19 protein-coding genes are annotated in these 21,024 nt (G+C 46.5%); 12 read left to right on the forward strand and 7 right to left on the reverse strand.

All coding sequences use genetic code 11. The features are described 5' to 3' along the window. Positions 1-64: 64 nt before the first annotated feature. The 4 genes from HZF10_RS18080 to HZF10_RS06860 form a co-directional block, all read right to left on the reverse strand. Entirely contained in the window at positions 65-922 is an 858-nt protein-coding gene (locus HZF10_RS18080; protein ID WP_246282500.1) for a T9SS type A sorting domain-containing protein, read from the reverse strand. A 117-nt stretch (positions 923-1,039) separates the two neighbouring features. Next, on the reverse strand, positions 1,040-1,336 hold the full coding sequence (locus HZF10_RS06850; RefSeq protein WP_176005455.1) for a T9SS type A sorting domain-containing protein: 297 nt from the start codon (positions 1,334-1,336) through the stop codon (positions 1,040-1,042). Positions 1,337-1,459: 123 nt separating this feature from the next. Continuing rightward, positions 1,460-2,641, reverse strand: coding sequence for a beta-helix domain-containing protein (locus HZF10_RS06855; protein WP_176005456.1), 1,182 nt, complete (start codon positions 2,639-2,641; stop codon positions 1,460-1,462). Between the two features lie 191 nt (positions 2,642-2,832). Continuing rightward, complete coding sequence (locus HZF10_RS06860) at positions 2,833-5,637, reverse strand: TonB-dependent receptor (protein WP_176005457.1); 2,805 nt, start codon at positions 5,635-5,637, stop codon at positions 2,833-2,835. A 187-nt stretch (positions 5,638-5,824) separates the two neighbouring features. Between HZF10_RS06860 and HZF10_RS06865 the strand changes: the two genes are divergently transcribed. Beyond that, positions 5,825-6,508, forward strand: a complete 684-nt coding sequence (locus HZF10_RS06865) for a response regulator transcription factor (RefSeq protein WP_176005458.1) — start codon at positions 5,825-5,827, stop codon at positions 6,506-6,508. After that, complete coding sequence (locus HZF10_RS06870; protein ID WP_176005459.1) at positions 6,509-7,552, forward strand: sensor histidine kinase; 1,044 nt, start codon at positions 6,509-6,511, stop codon at positions 7,550-7,552. Here HZF10_RS06870 and HZF10_RS06875 read toward each other — a convergent pair. Next, on the reverse strand, positions 7,526-8,593 hold the full coding sequence (locus HZF10_RS06875) for a glycosyltransferase (protein WP_176005460.1): 1,068 nt from the start codon (positions 8,591-8,593) through the stop codon (positions 7,526-7,528). The two genes, HZF10_RS06870 and HZF10_RS06875, sit on opposite strands and share 27 nt — an antisense overlap. A gap of 502 nt (positions 8,594-9,095) precedes the next feature. Between HZF10_RS06875 and trmB the strand changes: the two genes are divergently transcribed. The 5 genes from trmB to HZF10_RS06900 all read left to right on the forward strand — a co-directional run bounded on the left by trmB (position 9,096) and on the right by HZF10_RS06900 (position 12,624). Next, positions 9,096-9,770, forward strand: coding sequence for a tRNA (guanosine(46)-N7)-methyltransferase TrmB (trmB, locus tag HZF10_RS06880; protein WP_176005461.1), 675 nt, complete (start codon positions 9,096-9,098; stop codon positions 9,768-9,770). A gap of 1 nt (position 9,771) precedes the next feature. Next, positions 9,772-10,404 (forward strand): LysE family transporter, encoded by a 633-nt coding sequence (locus HZF10_RS06885; protein WP_176005462.1) that lies wholly within the window; start codon positions 9,772-9,774, stop codon positions 10,402-10,404. Beyond that, the gene (locus HZF10_RS06890; RefSeq protein ID WP_176005463.1) at positions 10,405-10,722 is read left to right on the forward strand and encodes an MGMT family protein; all 318 of its coding nucleotides are present in this window, start codon (positions 10,405-10,407) and stop codon (positions 10,720-10,722) included. A gap of 114 nt (positions 10,723-10,836) precedes the next feature. After that, on the forward strand, positions 10,837-11,658 hold the full coding sequence (locus HZF10_RS06895; RefSeq protein WP_176005464.1) for an SDR family oxidoreductase: 822 nt from the start codon (positions 10,837-10,839) through the stop codon (positions 11,656-11,658). 69 nt (positions 11,659-11,727) lie between these two features. After that, complete coding sequence (locus HZF10_RS06900) at positions 11,728-12,624, forward strand: helix-turn-helix domain-containing protein (RefSeq protein WP_176005465.1); 897 nt, start codon at positions 11,728-11,730, stop codon at positions 12,622-12,624. Positions 12,625-12,694: 70 nt separating this feature from the next. Here HZF10_RS06900 and HZF10_RS06905 read toward each other — a convergent pair whose 3' ends face one another. Then, complete coding sequence (locus HZF10_RS06905) at positions 12,695-14,017, reverse strand: sensor histidine kinase (RefSeq protein WP_176005466.1); 1,323 nt, start codon at positions 14,015-14,017, stop codon at positions 12,695-12,697. Between the two features lie 4 nt (positions 14,018-14,021). Then, positions 14,022-15,371: a sigma-54-dependent transcriptional regulator gene (locus tag HZF10_RS06910; protein WP_176005467.1), complete on the reverse strand. Its 1,350-nt coding sequence runs from the start codon at positions 15,369-15,371 to the stop codon at positions 14,022-14,024. A 154-nt stretch (positions 15,372-15,525) separates the two neighbouring features. On the opposite strand from HZF10_RS06910, the gene HZF10_RS06915 reads away from it, so the two are divergent. The 5 genes from HZF10_RS06915 (at position 15,526) to HZF10_RS06935 (ending at position 20,938) form a co-directional block, all read left to right on the forward strand. Beyond that, positions 15,526-16,764, forward strand: coding sequence for an efflux RND transporter periplasmic adaptor subunit (locus HZF10_RS06915; protein WP_176005468.1), 1,239 nt, complete (start codon positions 15,526-15,528; stop codon positions 16,762-16,764). Positions 16,765-16,971: 207 nt separating this feature from the next. Then, positions 16,972-17,406 (forward strand): hypothetical protein, encoded by a 435-nt coding sequence (locus tag HZF10_RS06920; RefSeq protein ID WP_176005469.1) that lies wholly within the window; start codon positions 16,972-16,974, stop codon positions 17,404-17,406. 206 nt (positions 17,407-17,612) lie between these two features. Then, positions 17,613-18,326 (forward strand): ABC transporter ATP-binding protein, encoded by a 714-nt coding sequence (locus HZF10_RS06925; RefSeq protein ID WP_176005470.1) that lies wholly within the window; start codon positions 17,613-17,615, stop codon positions 18,324-18,326. 3 nt (positions 18,327-18,329) lie between these two features. Then, positions 18,330-18,512 (forward strand): hypothetical protein, encoded by a 183-nt coding sequence (locus HZF10_RS06930; protein WP_176005471.1) that lies wholly within the window; start codon positions 18,330-18,332, stop codon positions 18,510-18,512. Continuing rightward, the gene (locus HZF10_RS06935) at positions 18,509-20,938 is read left to right on the forward strand and encodes an ABC transporter permease (protein WP_176005472.1); all 2,430 of its coding nucleotides are present in this window, start codon (positions 18,509-18,511) and stop codon (positions 20,936-20,938) included. Before HZF10_RS06930 ends, HZF10_RS06935 begins: the two co-directional genes overlap by 4 nt. The last annotated feature ends 86 nt before the right edge of the window (positions 20,939-21,024 follow it).

The raw sequence follows: 21,024 nt of genomic DNA on the forward strand, positions 1-21,024 counted from the left end.
TGACAAAAGTAAAAATAAAAAAGCCCCGTATGGAACGAGGCTTTCATATCGTGTATCGAGAAGATTACTTGATGACCAATTTACGTGTAGCTGTTTTTCCAGCTTCTGTAACTTTCACCATGTAAACGCCTGTTTTCAAGTTAGAAACGTTTACGACCTGCTCTGTAGAAGCTTTAACTACTTGTTTTCCCAGAACGTCGAAAACAGTAACTTCTTTGATTTCGTTGTTGTCTGTAGTAACGTTCAACACACCGTTGGTAACTGGGTTCGGATACAATTTCAAGCCAGCGATTTGATTTTGGTGTGTTCCCAAAGAAGTACCTGTCACTGTGAAGTTGTCGATACGCCAAGCACCGCCTGGACCGTACGTGCTCGCAGCAGCAACCGGCGCGTAGTCAGTTCCCGCAGGATCGAAGATTGAAACGATACGGAATCCGAAACCATCTTTGTTAGCAGCGTCTGCCGGCAAAGTTACGGTTACCATTGGAGTAGTCGTAAACGCGTTTGTCAAGGCTCCGGCATTGTTTCCTACAACTGTCCAGTTGGCACCACCGTCGATAGTGTACTGGTATTGTTGCCATTTAGAAGCAGTGTTCGATCCGCGTGGGTCGAACGATACGGTGATTCCGGTGTAGTTTGCGGTAACTACCATGAATTGGAATCCAGCAGTTCCTGAAGCAGTTCCTGCAGCAGGGAAAGTCTTGATGCTGTAAGCTTTTCCGGTAGAAGGGTTACCAGCCGGCATAACACCACTGGTTAAGTTGTCTTCAACACCGCCGATAGTGGTAAAAGTTCCACCTCCGGTTGTTGGGCTCATGGCTCCTGGAAGATCGGCGTCAAAATTCCATTGCGAGATGGTTACTTGAGCTGTACCCGTGAACGCAGCTGCAACGATAAAAAGTAAAGAGTAAATTTTTCTCATCATTCTAAATTTAGTTCATTTTTGTGCAAAGATAACCCGATTTCCGAGTCGTAAAAAAAATCCTATGTAAAAATTGTATTAAAAAAAAATCCCGAAGCGAATTCGGGACTATTTTAATTACTTGATTATCAATTTCCTTGTAACCGTCGCTTCCCCTTCGCGTATCTTGACGATGTAAACCCCGGGCGACAATGAAGAAATGCTTAATTCCTTGCTTACGGTTTGTTGCAGGACTTGCTTGCCAAGCACGTTGAAAATGGTCACTTCTTTATCCATCGCGGTTTTCGAGGTAATGTAAATCTTGCCCGTACTTACCGGATTCGGATAGAAACCAAGGTCTTTTCCTTCCTGTGCCGAAGCGGTCAGAGAAGTAAAAAGGACGAAAAGAATAATATAAAAGTAGTTCTTTGCCATTGGTGCCATTTGCTAGTGTAAAAGTACAAAACTATTTGCAAACAAAATGCCAAAAATAAACGCCCCTCGATAAAGGGGCGTTTTTTATTGATGATCAGCTCTTTGAGGTTTCCTCGGGCGTGATTATTGGATCAATGAAGCACCGTTTACAGTTGTCCAGTTTCCAGTCGTGATGCTGGCTCCGGTTGCAGAAGCGCTTGTAGTGTAGTTTCCTGAAGGGAAAGATACGCTGATCGCGTCTGTAGCACCTTTTACTTCGTGAGTCGTGTTGCTCAACTTCACGTTAGTAACTTTGATTTTTGAAGCGTTTACTTGGTCAGTGTTCGTAGCGGCATCCTGGATTTTGATACCTACACCTTCGTAAGTTACAGAAGCTTCAGTGTAGTTTCCGTAACCGTCGATCACGACATTGTTGAAGTTTCCGTTTCCTTCTTTCTTGAATTGGATAGCATCGATTTCGATAGCGCCTGCAACTTCCGGAGTCGTACCTGCAGCTCTTTTCAATGTGATGTTAGAGATGGTAGGGAAGAAAGCGTTGTTGTTGTTCGAAGCCTCGATTTCCATACCGAAGTTTCCTTTTACTGTCTGGTAACCGTACCAGTTAGAGTTGTTTGCGCCTTTCCAGCCATCTTGCCAGTCGAAAGCGTCATCGTAGTTTCCGTAAGAAATCAAGTCTGTAGCACTTACAGTACCTCCGAAGAACTCATATCCGTCATCGGCTCCTTTGTAAGCGACCAAGTGATCAAGTACAGTTCCAGAACCTACAGAGTAGAATGTGAAAGCGTTGTTTTCTTTAGTTCCGTCGCCCAGTTTAGCACCTGCGTACTCTACGCGAACGTAGTGAAGAGCTCCACCGTTGTGGGCAGCGTTCGTTCCGCCGTAAGGAAGAGCGTTTCCGTCTTCTGAAGTTGAAGAAGCAACACCTCCGATAGCGTTGATCGGAGCATCACCGTACATGATGATTCCACCCCAAGAACCTGGAACGGCAGAAGCCTCTGTGAATACTACTGGCTCAGAAGCTGTTCCGTTTACGACCAATTTACCGCCGTTAAGAACTACCAAAGCGTTGTCTCCGGTCGTTTTATTACATGTGATTGTAGAACCTTTATCGAAAGTTACCGTTACTCCTGAAGCGATTTTTACGATACCTACCAACGTATAGTTGCCATAAGGATAAGTAGTGTCTGTCGTGATGGTACCAGTGATGGTTCCTGTTGCAGGTGGTGTTACCGAAGTATCGTCGTCACTTCCGCATCCTGTAAATACCGACCCGATAATTGCCAATCCCAAAAGAAATTTTTTCATGAGTTTGTTTTTTTTAAAGTTTTAAAATTTGATATGCCAAAAGTAGTTTCGCGATCACAATGAGGCGTTAGCGCAGCATTATTGTATTGTTACCTCAAATTGATTAAAACCTAACCCCAATGTTATGTATGTAAGGTTTGTGTAAACAAAAAAGGCCGCTCGAAAGCGACCCGTTTTGCCTTGTATTTTGATTAGAACGTGTAACCCAAAGTAAGTCCGAAGCCAACGCCTCGCTTGTAGCTGCGCGTGATGGCAGAATCTTCGCTAATCGGAGCGCCGCCATTGCTGCCCATTTCAAACTGTCTTTTCGGGTTCAACAGGTTTTGAGCCGAAAATTTAAGGTCGAAATGCTCAGAAAGCTTGCTTCCCCAAACCAAGTCAAGCTGACTGAAAGGTAGTTCGTAAATGTGATCGAGGTCATTTGTTCCAACTGCGAAAATACGCTTCCCGAATAAAGAATATACCATTGAAACGGTATTTGTCCAGGTTTCGCTAAACTTGAACTCGTATTTCAAGTCAGAGTTGATCAGCCATTTTGAAGCACCTTGAAGATCACGGTGGCGGTGTGTTTCGATTGATTCGGTTGTGCTTCCGTCAGGATTCACCGTTAATTTAGGAACATCGACCGCTGTGTGCATAAGGGATGTGTTGAATCCTAATGATAAATTGTCAAGTGACTTGTTCAGACGGGCAAAGTCAAATATGAACTCTAATTCGGCTCCGAACAATGTAGCCTGGTCCGAGTTCAAATATGTTGTAATAATAGAGGTAGCAGCGTTCGCGACCATGGTACGTTCGATCGGCGTGTCTATTTTCTTGGCGAATACTCCTACGGCAAACATTTCTTTTGAAGTAGGAAAGAATTCATATTTCAAGTCTGCATTATAGTTATCGCTATTTTTCAAGAAAGGGTTTCCTTTCATGGATGTGCCGTCAGCGTTGACATACTCGATTGGATACGCTTCCATGATTACAGGGCGCGTATACGTTTTTCCAGCCGCAAAACGGATGTTGGCCTTTTCGGTAACGCCATATTTTATGTTCAAGGAAGGGAGTAAATAGAAGTTGTCATACTTAATTTTCTCGAACGGTGCGTTGAACGAACCTTGTAGACGGTATTTTGTCTCACGATTAGTACTTTCTGCGCGTACACCGGCATTGATTTCAAGTTTTTCTCCGAATTTGAGCAATAGGTTGGCGTAACCTGCATTCGCGAATTCGTCGAGTTTTGCCTGATACGTAGCGTTCGAGCTTTCGCGGAAATTGAAAGCGCTGCTCGCCAACAATGCATCTAGTTGGGCATCCGGGCTGTTAAGCGGAACGGTGATGCTGTTCGGAGCCGTGTTGTTGATTGGCGTAACGAAACGGTATTTCGAATCCATCATAGACGCATTTCCGTTGTAACCGATCGTCAATTTGTTCTGTTTCTCTTCAGATTTCCCGAACTTCCAGTTGTATTCGGCCATTCCCGAAGCATAGGTGTCGCCGTTGATGTCAAGATACTGGCGGATGAAGTTGTTACCCGCGATAGACGTCACGATGTTTTCACCGTCGCGTGTTCCCGAAAAGAATTTACGGTCAGGTTGTTGGTATTCGGTCTTGGCAAATGAAACTCCGGCGCGTACGCTTTGGTTCTTGTCTGCCGTCAAAGCGTATTCACCCAACAATTGCGAATTGAAATAATCCGATTGGTCGAATTGGTTCGTGCGGATAAGCGTCTTGTTCGTGCTGCTGAACGAATCGGCTACCCCGAACTGGTCCTGGATCAAACTTTCGGTAGTTCTCAGATAAAAGTTGTTCCAGGTCAATTTCAATCGGTCTGTCGAATAATTCAATCCCAACAAAGTCGAACCTTGTGTACGGTATTTATATTCGGTAGTCACGAAATCGTTCTTATAAACGAACCCTGTCGGCGGATTGCTGAAGTTTCTTTCAACGCCTTCGCGGAACAAGTATTCGTTCTCGAAATTGAACGATACCAAATAAGAGAACTTGTTGTTTTCGCCGAACGAAAATTTGTCGCCGACCAAAACACCCAAGCTTGAATTAAGCGGGCTTTTGTTTTCAGATACGTCGAATCCGCTCTTGTCGAAAGCCGAAAGCGATTCCTGGGCCGTAAGCGTGTGTGCTGTCGGATGGCTTCCCAAAACCGACGGAAGCTCGCGGTCTTTGCCGTTGAATCCGAAAAATCCTTTCCCGCTATCGGTATCCTCGCTCATAAGGAACTTGCGGAAATTGTTGTTCGTCGTGTAACCTACGCCCAAAGTGATGCGTGCGATCGGTTTCGTGACTTTAGAAGTGGCGATGTTGAAGGTTCCTCCGGCAAAATCACCATAGATGTTCGGGTTGAACGTCTTGTACACGTCGATTACACCTACGATGTCGGTAGGAAACAAATCGAGCGGGATGATTTTCTTGAACGGATTGTTCGTTGGAGCCGCAAGATCGTTGATAAGAAGATTGTTGTATCGGTCTTCCAATCCACGCACGAAAATACCGCGCGAACCTACTTTAGTGATACCCGTAATTTTGGTAAGGCCTTCTTCCACATCGCTGACGCCTTTGCGCGACATTTCCTGAGCGCCTATACTTTGTTTGATTTCGACCGCTTTTTTCTGTTCGACGAGCAAAGCCGATTCTTTTTCGCGGTTGGCCTGCGCCTGAACCTGTACATCTTTAAGTGTGTAGCTTCCGGCGCCGAGGGTTTTGTCTACGGTTACGGTTTGTCCGGCAACGATGGTCACGGTTTCGGTTTGGGTCTCGTATCCCAAAAAGCTGAACTCGATCGTATACGTACCTGCATCGAGGCTGATGCTGTATTTTCCTTGTTCGTCTGTAGTTACGCCATTTGTCGTACCTTTAACGAGAACGTTCGCAAACGGCAACGCTTCGTTGTTGAGGTCTTTGTCGGTAAGAGTTCCGTTCAGCGTGCCTTTTTGTGCAAAAGCGAATGCCGAAACCAATACCGTAAATACTACTAGGAGGTGTTTTCTCATTTGAGTTTGTCTGTTTTTTATTTTGGCGCAAAGTACGTGCGTGCTTATGAAGGCGATGTTACCAACTCGTTACCTTTCGGTTTGAAAAAGTTTACCGAATTGTTAACAGATTAAATGATTGTTAAGCAGGATTTGGCGGATTTTTTTATCTTTACTTTTACGCCGCAAAACAACTTTTTCGCAACAAATGAAGAAAAAAGAAATCAGGATTTTATTGGTCGACGACGAACCGGATATCCTTGAAATTGTGGGGTACAACCTCTCTCAGGAAGGCTACCAAATATCAACGGCAGAAAATGGCAAGGACGCCATCGCCAAAGCAAAAAAAGAACAGCCGCACCTTATCATCATGGATGTGATGATGCCCGAAATGGACGGCATGGAAGCTACCGAAGCAATCCGCAAGATCCCGGAACTCAATAACGTCATCATAACCTTTTTGACCGCCCGTAGCGAAGATTACTCGCAAGTAGCCGGTTTCGATGCCGGTGCCGACGATTATATCACCAAGCCGATCAAGCCGAAATTGCTCGTCAGCAAAGTGAAAGCGTTGTTGCGTCGTTTGAAGGATGAAGGCAAAAACGCCGAAACCTTGAACGTCGGCGGAATCGAGATCAACCGCGAGGAGTACAAGATTATCAAGGACGACGAGGAAATCATCCTGCCGCGAAAGGAATTCGAATTGTTCTATCTGTTGGCCTCGAAACCAGGAAAAGTGTTCAAACGCGAAGAAATCCTCGACAAGGTTTGGGGTAACGAAGTCATCGTGGGCGGGCGTACGATCGATGTCCACATCCGCAAATTGCGTGAAAAAATCGGTGAGGAACTTTTCAAGACCATCAAAGGCGTCGGCTACAAGATCGAAGTATAAATGGCCGTAAAATTCAAGAAAACATATCGGTTCGCCGTAAAGTCCTCTTTGTATATCACGCTTTTCTCTACCGGATTGATGGGCGCGATACTTTGGCTGACCGATGTGTTCAATTGGATGACTTGTGTATATTTTGCGCTCGCAGTGGGCGCATTTTCTTTTTTCGTGCTGCAGTACCGCGTCGAACGCTTCATTTACAGACGCGTCAAAAAGATTTACGACGACGTTTCGTTCCTCGACGCGAGCACATTCCAAGGCCAGCACGTGACGACCGACATGGCGACCTTAACCCGCGAAGTCAAGAAATTCGCCACAGACAAGAAAGTCGAGATTGAAATGCTACGCATGCGCGAAGATTACCGTCGCGAATTCCTCGGAAACGTCTCACACGAACTCAAAACCCCGCTTTTTACCGTACAAGGCTATCTTTCGACGCTTCTAGACGGCGCGATGTCCGATAAAAACGTTCGTAAAAAATATCTCGAAAGAGCCGAAAAAGGCGTCGAACGACTCATTTATATAGTGAACGACCTCGACATGATCGCCAAACTCGAAATGGGCGACCTGAACCTTGAGATCGCCGAGTTCGATATCGTAAAGCTCGTTCAGAACGTATTTGATTTATTGGAAATCGAATCGGTCAAAAAAGACATCCTGCTTTCGTTCGACCAACGTTACAGCAAACCCATCAAAGTCATGGGCGATGCTGAAAAAATAGAGCAGGTTTTGATCAATCTCGTGATGAATTCCATTAAATACGGCAAGGAAAAAGGCTCGACCGAAGTCTCTATCGAAGAATTGACCGACGACAAGATCATCGTACGTGTCAACGACAACGGCGAAGGCATCGAAAAACAATACATTCCGCGTCTGTTCGAACGTTTCTTCCGCGTCGACAAAAGCGGCTCTCGCGATGCGGGCGGTTCCGGACTTGGCCTATCGATCGTGAAACACTTGATCGAAGCCCACGACGAAAGGATCTACGTCAAAAGTGAATTCGGCGTCGGTTCCGAATTTTCATTCACCCTCAAAAAGGCAAAATAAGTTTTTCCAGTGGATGCTGGTTTCGGTCTTGGGCAAGCCTTGGTATAAATCGGCTTCGAGCAAATTCTCAATCCGGAATTCATCCTGTTTGGCGAATGGCACCAATCCGTCTTTCTTGAGTTTCTTCGCGAGATATTCCTGCTCATATTGCCCCGGAGTCGGGATAAAGAAGCATTTTTTGTGCAATTGCGCCAAATCCATCACGGTCGTATAACCCGAGCGGCACAATACCATTTCGCTTTCGTTTATGGTTTTTTCGAGTTCGGGCGTCGTCATGTAATTGTAGTAGGTGACGTTGGCGCATTGCTCGGTTTTTTGCTCGGCTTCGATTTTGCCTTTGACGAATACGACGCGTTTCCCGAAGAGTTTGACCTCGTTTTTCAGTCTGTTTTCGAGTAAAGTGCGTTGAGGTTCGGGTCCCGAAAGCAACACCATAAGGTCGTATTTTGTCGGAACATCGCGTTTTTCGAGTCGGCTCAACGGCCCGATGTAGCGCAAATCGAAATCGGGTTTCTTCAAATGGCCGAGTTTTCCGGTCAAATTCGGCTTTTCCTCGAAATCGGGCACCCAACATTCACTGTATTTCTTGATGATCTGGCGGTGCAATTTCCCGGTGATCCAACTCGTGTTTCCGGTAAGCACGTTCAATTGGTGCGTGATGAATACCGACGGCACTTTTTTCGAGATCACGCCCAAACGGTTGTCCGAAATCACGCCGTGCAGATTGTGTTCGCGTACCCAGCGCTTGATCTGCTTTTTCTCGTCCATGATCGCTTCGAGCATACGCGGCATGCCTTTGATCATCTTCCATTTGAAATCTTCGCCGTCTTTCGGGTATTCGATTTTGTATGACGGAAGTTCGAGTGTCTTCAGGTCGGGAAATTCCTTTTTGAGGATTTCGAGTGCGACGCCGTCCGAAGCGATGATCGGATTGAAGCCGTTTTCAGATAAAGCCTTGATGATCGGAATGCAACGCGTGGCGTGTCCCAAACCCCAATTCAGGGGCGCGACGAGGATGTTGCGTTTTTTCTTGTCGGGCATGGTCGAAATTTCGCGCAATTTAAGCAGTTTTTAGGGTTGCCGTATTTGGATAGGTTTGTTAAATGGTTAAGGGAGTGTGATGTGGCAGGTTTTATTGGATGATTTCAGATATCGCAAGTCGTTGATGGAACTTAGTCCATGTCCAATTGATCAGATTTCCAAATTCTCTGAAGTGCTACGGACAGAAAAAGTCAAAGTTCGACCCAATGAATAATAAAAAATAAATAATCGAATACATCCAAAACCTTAACAAAAGATACAGATTTTCTGTAATCATGCCCAGCCAATATTTTGTAGGGATGAGCACCGACCCCTTCCCTGAAGGTAAGTTCCGAATTTTGAAAACAGGTTGCGTACAGAAAAAATATACATTTTGTTAAAAATACGCTCATACTGCGTCGTTTCAAACTTTCGGCCCATAAAACATCTGCGATATAGATTTGCCATTCTGTCACTTCCACACAAAATCACTACTTTTGCGCGCCTTAATTCGCAAAAAAAAATGGGAAGCAAGAACAAACTCAAAAGATTCAAGGAAAACGAAACCTTCGCCAACGTCATCCAGCCGGAACGCGATGAAGTGATTTCGGATTCATTCCGCTTAAAAGGAAAATGGAATTCCGATTTCTTCAACAACGACCATCCGATCGTTTTGGAACTCGGTTGCGGCAAAGGCGAATATTCGGTCGCTTTGGGCGAGAAATATCCCGAGAAGAATTTCATAGGTGTCGACATAAAAGGTGCACGATTTTGGAGAGGTGCGAAGACTGCGGTTGAAAAAGGCATTTCGAATGTGGCTTTTCTTCGTACGCAAATCGAGCTCATCGATAAATTGTTTGCAGAAGGTGAAGTTTCCGAAATCTGGATCACGTTCCCCGATCCGCAAATCAAATACAAGCGCACCAAGCACCGCATGACGAACATGGAGTTTTTGGCGCGTTACAAAAAAATCCTCAAGGCCGACGGCATCATGCACCTCAAGACCGATTCCGAATTCATGCACGGATACACTTTAGGTTTGCTTCACGGCCAAGGACACGAAGTCTTGTATGCGAACCACAACATTTACCGCAACGAAGGCGCTCCCGAAGAAGTCACCGGCATCCAGACCTTTTACGAACAATTTTATTTGGAACAGGACAAACCGATTACGTATATTCGGTTCAAAATAAAGTAAGATGCAGTACATACTGTCGATGTTCATGGGGCTTTTCGCCTCGATTGCCGGGATAATGCCACCCGGCTTGCTGAACATGACGGCAGTAAAAATCAATCGAAACGAAGGCCACGGACGCGCATTCGTGTTTGCGCTCGGAGCAGCGCTCATGCTGGCTTTCCACAGCTTTCTTGCCGTGGTTTTCGCCAAATTCCTCGATCGGCATCCCGAAATCATAATCCTGTTGCGAGAAGCCGGATTGGCCGTATTCACAGGTTTGACGCTTTATTTTTTCTTTTTCGCGAAATCGTCCGCACCCAAGAACAAAGAAGTGAAATTCCGTAGCAAGAAAAGCCGCTTTTTTTGGGGATTGTTGCTTTCAGGCCTTAATTTCTTCACGATTCCTTTTTACGTATTCGTAAGCCTTACACTTGCGTCCTACAACCTGTTTTCGTTCGAGATGTCTTTTGTACTCTCTTTCGTTTTTGGGATTTTGGTCGGAACTTTATTCGGATTCTACTGCTTCGTCACGTTTTTCGAAAAAATGCAGAACCGCACGGCTTTCATCGTCAAGCACATGAATTACGTAATCGGTTCCGTCACCGGATTGATCGCTTTGATTACACTGTGCAACGTCATCCAATACTACAATTAGATGAAAGAGGAGAACTTTTTTGAGCGCGTCTACGAAATCGCAAAGCAAATTCCATACGGAAAAGTCACGTCTTACGGTGCCATCGCAAAAGCTATCGGATCGGCGCGTTCGGCAAGAATGGTCGGTTGGGCGATGAACAATTGTCCCGAAGACGTTCCCGCACATCGCGTCGTGAACCGAGTCGGCATGCTTACGGGCAAACACCATTTCGACGGTACGAACCTGATGCAGCAATTGCTCGAAAGCGAAGGGATAAAAGTACGCGACAACCAGATCGTCGATTTTGAAAGGGTTCTTTGGACGCCTGAAGTCCGATAGCTTAAGCGTTAAACAGCCATCGCGTTTTTTTGTATCAGCATCGCGCACTTTTGTATAAGTCGCGTAGCAAACCCCAAACATAACTTTGTACCATCATCTTAAAACTACAAAGTCATGTCTAAAACGATTTTAATAACAGGTGCTTCCAGAGGATTCGGGAAGCTTTGGGCCGAGGCCTTTTTGAAACGAGGCGATAAAGTTGCCGCTACCGCACGCAATCTAGAAGCGCTTGACGATTTGGTCGCCACTTACGGAGACGCCATTTTACCAATCCAACTCGATGTTAACGATCGCGGCCAAAGTTTTGCGGCCGTACAAAAAGCGAAAGCTCATTTCGGTACACTCGATGTTGTGATCAACAACGCCGGTTTCGGTCTTTTCGGATCGATAGAAGAAACGTCCGAAGCCGAGGCGCGCGCCCAGATCGAAACCAACGTATTCGGTTTGCTTTGGGTTACGCAGGCCGTACTTCCGATTTTCCGCGAACAAGGACACGGACACATCATCCAGCTTTCAAGCATCCTCGGAATCACTACATTGCCGTTGCTCGGTGTGTACAACGCATCGAAATTCGCGGTCGAAGGCTTGAGCGAAACCTTGCATCAGGAAGTGAAACAATTCGGCATCAACGTGACCATGATCGAACCGAACGGTTTCGCTACCGATTGGGCCGGAGCCAGCGCTACACATACGCAACACTTGCCAGTTTACGACGGCGTACGTGCCGCGTTCAACGAAGCGACATCCCAAGAAGGTACGTTCGGTGATCCGAATGCCACGTCTGCGGCGGTGTTGAAACTCGTCGATTCCGAAAACCCACCGTTGCGCCTTTTCCTTGGCAAACACGCGTTGCCTTTCGCCAAACAAGCCTACGAGGAGCGCCTTGATACCTGGCAAAAATGGGATGAGGTCGCTGTTGCCGCACATGGCGCATAAACCAGTGAAATTCAGTAATTTTACGGCAGCATTCGGCATACTTCGGATGCTGCCTTTTTGAGTAACATCATGCAACATTTCAAAACCATAATAGAAGCAAGTCGCGCGGCAGGTTTCTCACCACCCGAAAATCCTTTGTTGGGATTGGTGTTCTGCGAGAACGAAGCGGCGTGCAACATTGTAGAAGGTTCGTTCACGGGCGATTTTTACCTGATCGGATTCAAGAAACTCAAAGCCGGCTTCATCAATTACGGACGCACGAAATACGATCACGACAACGGTTCGCTTTCGTTTTTCAAGCCGCGCCAGATCATCGAAATCCGAGACGTCGAGCTTGAGGAAAAAGGATTTTTGATGTTCATCCATCAGGATTACCTTAACGGACATACGCTTCACCACGAAATCAAGAAGTACGGATTTTTTGATTACGAAGCCAACGAGGCCTTGCACCTTTCGCCCCGAGAAGAAGAAATCATCTGGGAACTGTATTACAAGATAGAAGCCGAATACAAAAACAACCAGGACGAATACAGCCGCGAGATCATCCTCACGCACATCGATTCGATCCTCAAGTATTCGCAACGGTTTTACAAACGCCAATTCCTCAATCGTTCGGAGTTGTCGGGCGTGACGGTTTCCAAATTCAACGCGTATCTGCAAGGGTATTTCGAATCGGGCCAATTAAAGCTCAACGGATTGCCCAGCGTAAAATCGATGGCCGAAAAACTCAATACGTCCTCGCGATATTTAACCGATTTGCTGCGCCAGGAAACCGGCAAGACCGCACTCGAACTGATTCATATCTTTCTGGTTGAGGAAGCGAAAAACCTGCTGCAGTCGTCTTCGATTACCGTCGCCGAAACCGCTTACGAGCTTGGGTTCGAGAATCCGCCGTATTTTACGAGATTGTTCAAGAAGGAAACGGGTTTGACTCCGGTCGCGTACCGAAATCAGCTGTTGAATTGAAGTTTTTGTTTGCCACGAACTTCACTAATTAGAACTATCCAATTAGTGACATTCGTGTAATTCGTGGCGACTAACTGATCATCAGACACACCAGAAATTCGGTGCGTCCGTCGCGAGGCGCATAACTCAAATATCCGCCATGCGCTTCGACGATATTTTTCGATAACGTAAGACCGATTCCCGCTCCGTCTTTGCGCGTCGTGAAAAACGGCAGGAAAATCTTGTCGCGGATTTCTTTCTCTATGCCTTTTCCGGTGTCCGAAATGGCAACGAACAATCGATTCGGTTCAGTCCAGGATTCGAGGTAAATCTTCTTTTCGTTTTTGTCCTTGAGCGCGAGGATACTGTTCGTGATCAGGTTGATGAAAACCTGTTCCATCTGTTGCGCATCCAAATCTACAGCCGAAATCACGTTGACGTTGTTTTCTACCGAAATTCCGTCCTGTTTGAGGATGGGCGACATCACCTGCAGGCATTCCTTGAGCAATTGGTTGATGTTGATGGGTTTTTTGATCGGCGTCGGAAGCATCGTGAGCCTGCGGTAATTCTCCACGAAAAATTTGAGGTGATTGCTTCGGTTGAGGATCGTCGACAAACCTTCGCGGATGTCGTCGAGGTCGTCGGCATCTGGCGTTTCGTCTTTTACCAAATCGTTGAGACTTTGCGAAAGCGACTGGATCGGCGTAAGCGAGTTCATGAGTTCGTGCGAAATCACGTTCATCAGGTTCACCCAAGCCTGCTTTTCCTTGCGTTCGATTACTTTTTGGATGGAATCCAGCAAAACCACGTAATACAAGTCTTCGAACGACTGGGTTTTCGAAGTTTGTATCGAAAACGTCTGCAATTCGCCTTCCTCGACACGGATTTCGGCCGACGACTTCATTTCGGCAAAATCGCTTTCCTCCAAAATCTGGGCGAACGACGGGATTTTTTCACGCAAATGTTGCCAGTTGCGAAATTTCGGCGCTCCGAAAAGCCTCGAAAAATAATCGTTCATCAAAAACACCGTCCAATCGCCTTCCGATTTCTTCAAGATCAGGATGGCCGTATCTACGTTGTCCAAAATAGACGTGAACACGAAATCGCGCGAAGAAAGCTCGTGCTGGCGTTTGCGCATGGTCTCGTAAAGCGTATACAGGTTGGCGTAATTGCCCGATTGGTAATTTTCGGGTAGGTTCGAAGAGAAATCCTCGTGCAAGATCGACAGGATTGTCTTGTCGTAAACCAACGTGCGGTTTTTGGTGTAGAAGTACAGTTCGATCAAGCAAAGCGCGCTCACGAAAATCGCGAACAACGCGTTGTACGGCATTTTTCCGAACAAAAGGAAAGCGGCCAGCCCGAGCAAGGCGACCAACAGGAAAATCCTCAAGAATAAAGCCGTGTGGAAGCGCATACGATTATTTTTGACCGATGTTGTATTTCTCTAAACGACGATACAAGGCCGGTCGCGAAAGCCCCAATTCGTCGGCGGTTTTCGAGATGTTGCCCGAATGTTTGGCCAAAGCTTTTTCTATGGCCTGGCGTTCCAAATCGGATAGTGGACTGTCCTCGTCGAATTTCACTTGGGGTTGGTAATCGAAAACATCGAGATCGGAAACCGAAATCTTGCCCGAATCGTTCAAAATCACGGCGCGCTCGATCTTGTTTTCCATCTCGCGAATATTTCCTGGCCACGGATAGCGCTCGAGCCAATCGAGGTTTTCACCGTCGAAAGCCAGATCGCGCAGGTTGTATTTCTCGGCTTTGTCGGCAAGCAGGAATTCGGCAAGCGGCAAAATATCCGATTGTCGTTCGCGCAACGGCGGAAGCGTAATTTCCATGGTGTTGATGCGATAGAACAAATCTTCGCGGAAATGTTTCTTTCTGACTTCTTCCGAAATATTGATGTTCGTGGCCGAAATGATCCTCACGTCGAGCGCACGCGGTTTGCTTTCCCCAAGCCTCACGACCGATTTCGTCTGTAAAACCGAAAGCAGCTTGGCTTGCAAATGAAGCGGTACGTTGCCGATCTCGTCGAGGAAAATCGTGCCGCCTTGAGCGGTTTCGAAACGTCCGGCCGTGTCGGTTTTGGCATCGGTAAACGCGCCTTTGGCATATCCGAACAATTCGCTTTCGAACAGATTGTCGCTCAACGAACCCAAATCGACATGCACGAACGGCTGGTCTTTTCTGTTGGAATGCCGATGGATGTATTCGGCCATCACGTATTTCCCGGTGCCGTTTTCGCCAAGCAGCAAAATGTTCGCATCCGTTCTGGCGACTTTGTCGGCTACGGAATACGCTTGTTTGATTTTTGGCGAAGTGCCGATGAAGAACGATTTATCGCCCGAAAACTCGACGGGTTTTTTCTGCCTGCGTCTGCTTTCGGCTACTGCTTTCTCTACTACATCAAGCAATTTTTCGTTCTCCCAAGGCTTCATCATATAATCGAAAGCCCCGATCTTGATGCCTTCTACGGCGGTTTCGATCTTTCCGAAAGCGGTCATGAGCACGACGGCCGTGTTCGGATATAAGCTTGTGATCTCGCGTAGCCAATGTATGCCTTCGCGCCCGTCTTCGAACCCGATGCGGTAATTCATGTCGAGCATGACCACGTCGGGTTTGTGCTCGGCCAAAAGTTGGTAGAGCGTTCGTGGATTGCTCGTGGTATGGATGGCCTCAAAGTGTTTCTTGAGCGCCATTTTCGCGGCAAAAAGTATTTCTTCCTGATCGTCGACGACTAAAATCGCGGCCTGTTTTTTCCTCATGTCCGTTCGCTGTCCGAATGTGTACGTTCACTGTCCGATATCGGACACCATAAAAAATATGAATGAAAAATAAAAAATTGATTTTCAGTTGTTTATGATTTTATTTTTGATTGGCACGATTATGCCAAATGACTATGTGCAAACAAAATAAATCATGGATACCGTCATCACCCGTAAAAGTAAAAAATTAAAGATAGCAAGCCTTGCCGGCATCGCGATTTTGGCCTTTTCGCTTATGGCGTATTTCTCGTTCACGAAAAAACGTTCGCTCAACGTGACGGCTTCCGAAATCATCATCAAGGCGGCTTCCGATGAACAATTCGAAGATTTCATGACGTTCGAGGCGCGTGTCGAGCCTTTGCATTCGATGTTCGTCAATATCGTCGAAGGCGGATCGGTTCAGGAAATTTTCGCCGAAAACGGAACGCACGTCGAGAAAGGGCAGGCACTCGCCAAGATGTACAACCCGAATTCGGAATTGTCGTATATGACGCAGGAAACGGCCATCATCGAGCAAATGAACAACCTGAATTCGGGGAAACTCAACATCCGCAACCAGGAATTGGGACTCATCAAGGATCTGGCAAGCATCGAACACGATTACAACGACGCGAAAAGACTGTACGAACTCAACAAAAAACTGTTCGAGAAAGACGTGATTTCGCGCAACGACTGGAATTCGTTCCAGGAAAATTTCCGCTACCAAACCGAAAGACGCGACCAGATCAAACAAAGCGTGCAACGTGAAAAAGCATCGAACCGCATCCAGATCGCGCAAATAGACCGTTCGATCGCGACGATGGAGAAAAGCCTCGAGATCTTGCGCGACAACAAAAAGAACTTTTTGATTACGGCCACGCAATCGGGAACGCTGACGTCGTTCGAGCCGATCATCGGAAAAACGTATCAGGTAGGCGAAAGTATCGGAAAGATCGATTTGCAGCAAGGGTATAAATTGGTCGCCGACGTAGACGAATTTTATTTGGAAAAAGTAGCCGTCGGTCAAAAAGGAAACATCGAATTCAAGGGACAAACCGTCGAAGTCACCGTAATCAAAGTGCTTCCCGAGGTAAAAGGCGGCCGTTTCCAGGTCGAGCTCGCATTCCCCGAAGGTTCGAAATTGGCTTTGCAGCAAGGCGTCACGTTCGGAGTCCGGCTTATTTTATCAGGCAAGGAAAAGCAGCTCGTGATTTCGAAAGGGCAATTTTTCCAGGAAACATCGGGCAAATGGATTTTCGTGGTCAACGGAGACAAAGCCGAAAGACGCGCCATCAAGCTCGGACGTGAAAACCCCGACTATTACGAAGTCCTGTCGGGCCTGAAAGCCGGAGAAAGAGTGGTCGTTTCCTCTTATGCGGATTATAAGGACGTGGACGAACTCAATCTCCAATAGAAATAAAGCATAACAATAAACAATCATCAATCAAAAAGTGCCCTAATCAAGCACGACCGCGCAACGGACTTCATCACTCCGTTGCGCTGCACAATCGGGTTTCAATCACGCAATCAATCAAAAAAAATCAATCAGTTCCCACAAATCACCTAATCTGAAAATCAGTTAATCTAAAATCGATCAATCTAAATCAAAATCAATCAGAAAATGAAAAATCCAATCCTCATCGCAATCCTGTTCATCGCATTTTCGATGAATGCACAACTCAAGCACGTAAAGGCTTCGGGCACACATTTCGACAAAGGCGTCGACAGCAAAAACTGGAGCAACAAGACCGACGGCGAATCGACGGCCGCCAAATTCAGTAATTATACAGGCGAATCATTCGTGACATTCGTTTCGGATGTGCCCGTAAAACTTACGCTCGATTATGTGCTCGCACTTACCAAAGGTGAAGGCGAAGTCGTATTTTCGGGAAATGGGAACGCTGAACAAGTAGCTTCGCTCGCACTTGGGGCAAAAGGAACCGGAGTCAATACAGACAAAAGAACGTTTGACCTTGAAGCCGGAAAAGAGTACAGGCTCATTTTTACAGGCAAGGAAGCGAAAGGCGCGTTTACGTGTAGTTGGAGCGAAATGTGAAATGTGAAATGTAAAATGTAAAATGTGGGAAGTGAAATGTGAATAGTAATTAGGAAATAGCGAAATGTGAAAGGGATAATTTGGAATGATTAAATGTCTTTTGATTTGAGATTTCATGTAGCTAAGTCCACAAAGCATTTTGCCAACCACCGTTCACTAATCACCGTTCACCAATCAAAACAACAATTCAATCAACAATCAAAAATATGATCACAATCAATAACCTATCGAAAGTTTTCCGCACCGAAGACGTGCAAACCACGGCGCTCAACGGCATCAGCCTAACCATCAACCAAGGCGATTTCCTGTCGATCATGGGACCTTCAGGTTGTGGCAAATCGACTTTGCTCAACATCGTCGGATTGCTCGACAGCCCAAGCGGTGGAAGTTACATGTTGCTCGACAAGGAAATGGTCGGGCTAAAGGAAAAAGACCGTGCCGAGGTGCGCAAACACAACATCGGCTTCATTTTCCAGAACTTCAACCTGATCGACGAGCTTTCGGTTTTCGACAATATCGAATTGCCGCTGATCTATAACAAAGTCCCGTCTTCGGACAGAAGAAAAAAAGTCGAGGAAATCGCCGAAAAACTAGGAATCGCACACCGTTTGAAACATTTCCCTCAACAATTGTCCGGCGGACAGCAACAACGCGTCGCCGTGGCCCGCGCTTTGGTCACCGATCCTAAAATCATTTTGGCCGATGAGCCGACGGGAAACCTCGATTCCAAAAACGGGAACGAAGTCATGGAACTGTTGACCGATCTGCATGCCAAAGGCGCGACGATCCTGATGGTGACGCACAGCGATTACGACGCTTCGTTTTCGCAACGCACGATCCATATGAAAGACGGCGTGGTGTTCTCTGAAAAGAACAACCAACGAAACATAGACGTATTCATGGACGCCCAAAAACTGTAAGCCATGCAAAAGATAATCTTCAAATTCACGATGGTCGTCACCTCGGCGTTGGCGAGCCATACGGTTGAGACGAAATTGCAGATGCCGCAACTTCCGAAACCCGAAATCCGTGTAGAGAAAGCAAAACCGGCCGATTCGCTTCCGGCAACGAAACTCGAGTGTAACAAGAAAACCGCATTGTCATGATAAAGAATTGGATCAAGGTTTTCATTTACCATTTAAGGCAGAATAAACTGTTTTCGATACTCAATACGCTGGGTTTGGCAATCGGTATAAGCGGAATCATTTTCGCGGTTTTGTATTGGAACGAAGAACACTCGTACGACGCTTGGAATCCTGAAAAAGACCATGTGTTCCAACTGATCAACACCGTGAGCAGCGACATGAGTTGGCCGTATTCGAACGAACCTGCGGGTCGCTATCTCAAGGCCGTAAGTCCTGAGCTAGAGAGCTACTGTTATACGGAAACCGGCTACCACAAAGATGTGGTGCGCTTCCAGGACAAAAAAATACTTATCGAAAAAGTATTCGAAGCCCAACAATTGTTCTTTAACTATTTCCCGTTCCAGTTTTTGGAAGGCAGCGCCGATTCGGCACTCAAGGACGAAAACAGTATGGCGATCGAGGAAAATACCGCCAAGAAACTCTTCGGGAACGAAAAAGCGCTTGGCAAACAAGTGTTCATGTCCAAGAAAGCGTATGTGGTGAGAGGTGTTTATCGCCTTCCTGGCAAATCGTCCATGGCGCCCGATCTGATCACGCGTAAAATCGAACAATACCTACGCGACAATAAAGACCAATGGGGAAATTTCAATTTCAACCTGTTGCTCAAGCTCAAGAATCCCGACGATAAGGAAAAAGTAGAGAAACAACTCGAGCAGGTCTATCTCGTGAACCGCACGGCCAAATATGCCAAAGAAGAAGGCATTCCGCTAGACGAATTCATCAAGAAAAACGGTACGACAAAAGTGTTGCTCGAACCGTTGTCTATGGCCAGACTGCATTCGACCGTAGAAGGTTATCCCGAAGGCAAAGGCAATTACAAGTTTTTACTGATCATGTCGGGATTGTCGGTTTTGATTTTGCTGCTGTCGATCGTGAATTATGTGAATCTCGCCACGGCAAGCGCTATCAAACGCGCGAAAGAAGTAGGCGTGAGGCGTATCATCGGAGCGAGCAAATCCAATATCGTATGGCAATTCCTTACCGAAACAGTAATCACGACCGTATTCTCGATCCTTCTCGCTTTGGCGATCGTAGAACTCGCACTTCCTTTTTACAACGACTTTTTGGGCAAGCAACTGCAGATGAACGGAAGCGAATTCTTCCTCAAGATCGTCGGGATTTTCATAGTTGTCGTAATCGTCGCGGGCATTTTCCCTGCGGTTTACGTGTCGAATTTCGAGACGTTGAAAGTACTCAAAGGCAACTTCGGCCGAAGCAAAAGCGGCGTTTGGCTGCGAAACGGAATGCTCGTACTGCAATTCGCGATCGCTACGTTTTTCGTGATCGGTTCGCATATCGTTTACCAACAGGTGCATTATATGAGCACGAAAGACCTCGGATTCAAGGGCGAACAGGTCGTCGATATCATCTACCGAAACGATTACGATTGGAAGCAACCCGATTACCAGAAAAAACTGCGCAACAGATACAGCATGCTCAAGCAGGAAATACTCAAGGTTCCGGGTGTCCAATCGCTTACCGGAGGCGCGTTCTCGTTCGGGAACGATGCGAATTCCTCGTCGGGATTCACGTACAACGATCATCAGGTGCAAGCCAAGAACATGGCCGCCGATTTTGAGTTCCTCGACATGATGCAGATCAAGATGCTCGAGGGACGCAAGCTTTCGGCAGAATATTCTTCAGATACGATCAGTTCTGTTTTGGTGAACCAGACGGCTTTGCGCCAGATGCAGGAAAAGCAGCCGCTCGGTAAGAAATTCAAATGGAACGGAAAGGAATTCACGATCGTGGGTGTGGTCAACGATTTCCATATCGCAGGTCCGCAACAAGAAATTCCGCCGATGATTTTCTTCCATTACAAAACCGTCGATTGGATGCTCAACAATACCAACCATATTTTTGTGAAGATCGATCCCGAGAAAATGGAACCGGCGCTGGCGTCCATAGAGAAATTCTGGGTAAAGAATATAGACAATGAATATCCGTTTACCTACGATTTCGTCGACAAGAATTTCGCAAGGACGTACAAATCTTTCGTGAACCAACGCAATCTTTTCGAGTTGTTGAACGCCGTCGTGATCCTGATCGCGCTGTTCGGATTGTTCGCACTGGCTTCGTTCTCTATCGAAAGGCGCATGAAAGAAATCGCGATCCGCAAAACGTTGGGAGCCGAAACGAGCTCGCTGCTCAAGGAATTGTCGAAACAATATCTTGCGTTTTGCATCATCGGGTTCGCGATCGCGTTTTTCCCGACGCGCATGTTCCTGTCCAAATGGCTCGAGGATTTCGCATATCAGATAGAAATCACGACGATGCCGTTTATTTTGGGCTTCCTGATTTTGTGTACGCTCACGTTGGTCGTCGTGGTCGCCAAGGCCTACAAAGCCACGCGCGTGGACGTGCTCAAATACCTCAAATACGAATAAGTTTTTAGTTTTTTTTCGATTGAAAGCGGCGGGATTTTCTCGCCGTTTTTTTATAGCCATTTCGTAAATTGGAAACAGATTCCGAA

Source organism: Flavobacterium agri, from assembly GCF_013401995.1.
GTDB classification, from domain to species: domain Bacteria; phylum Bacteroidota; class Bacteroidia; order Flavobacteriales; family Flavobacteriaceae; genus Flavobacterium; species Flavobacterium agri.

Bases quoted from the DNA above. Each gene is read 5' to 3' on its own strand.
- HZF10_RS06875 (WP_176005460.1), bottom strand. From the start codon at position 8,593: ATGCCCGACAAGAAAAAACGCAACATCCTCGTCGCGCCCCTGAATTGG.
- HZF10_RS06905 (WP_176005466.1), bottom strand. From the start codon at position 14,017: ATGCGCTTCCACACGGCTTTATTCTTGAGGATTTTCCTGTTGGTCGCC.
- HZF10_RS06910 (WP_176005467.1), bottom strand. From the start codon at position 15,371: ATGAGGAAAAAACAGGCCGCGATTTTAGTCGTCGACGATCAGGAAGAA.
- HZF10_RS06850 (WP_176005455.1), bottom strand. From the start codon at position 1,336: ATGGCAAAGAACTACTTTTATATTATTCTTTTCGTCCTTTTTACTTCT.
- HZF10_RS06925 (WP_176005470.1), top strand. From the start codon at position 17,613: ATGATCACAATCAATAACCTATCGAAAGTTTTCCGCACCGAAGACGTG.
- HZF10_RS06920 (WP_176005469.1), top strand. From the start codon at position 16,972: ATGAAAAATCCAATCCTCATCGCAATCCTGTTCATCGCATTTTCGATG.
- HZF10_RS06935 (WP_176005472.1), top strand. From the start codon at position 18,509: ATGATAAAGAATTGGATCAAGGTTTTCATTTACCATTTAAGGCAGAAT.
- HZF10_RS06895 (WP_176005464.1), top strand. From the start codon at position 10,837: ATGTCTAAAACGATTTTAATAACAGGTGCTTCCAGAGGATTCGGGAAG.
- HZF10_RS06885 (WP_176005462.1), top strand. From the start codon at position 9,772: ATGCAGTACATACTGTCGATGTTCATGGGGCTTTTCGCCTCGATTGCC.
- trmB (WP_176005461.1), top strand. From the start codon at position 9,096: ATGGGAAGCAAGAACAAACTCAAAAGATTCAAGGAAAACGAAACCTTC.
- HZF10_RS06900 (WP_176005465.1), top strand. From the start codon at position 11,728: ATGCAACATTTCAAAACCATAATAGAAGCAAGTCGCGCGGCAGGTTTC.
- HZF10_RS06870 (WP_176005459.1), top strand. From the start codon at position 6,509: ATGGCCGTAAAATTCAAGAAAACATATCGGTTCGCCGTAAAGTCCTCT.
- HZF10_RS06890 (WP_176005463.1), top strand. From the start codon at position 10,405: ATGAAAGAGGAGAACTTTTTTGAGCGCGTCTACGAAATCGCAAAGCAA.
- HZF10_RS06930 (WP_176005471.1), top strand. From the start codon at position 18,330: ATGCAAAAGATAATCTTCAAATTCACGATGGTCGTCACCTCGGCGTTG.
- HZF10_RS06915 (WP_176005468.1), top strand. From the start codon at position 15,526: ATGGATACCGTCATCACCCGTAAAAGTAAAAAATTAAAGATAGCAAGC.
- HZF10_RS06855 (WP_176005456.1), bottom strand. From the start codon at position 2,641: ATGAAAAAATTTCTTTTGGGATTGGCAATTATCGGGTCGGTATTTACA.
- HZF10_RS18080 (WP_246282500.1), bottom strand. From the start codon at position 922: ATGAGAAAAATTTACTCTTTACTTTTTATCGTTGCAGCTGCGTTCACG.
- HZF10_RS06865 (WP_176005458.1), top strand. From the start codon at position 5,825: ATGAAGAAAAAAGAAATCAGGATTTTATTGGTCGACGACGAACCGGAT.
- HZF10_RS06860 (WP_176005457.1), bottom strand. From the start codon at position 5,637: ATGAGAAAACACCTCCTAGTAGTATTTACGGTATTGGTTTCGGCATTC.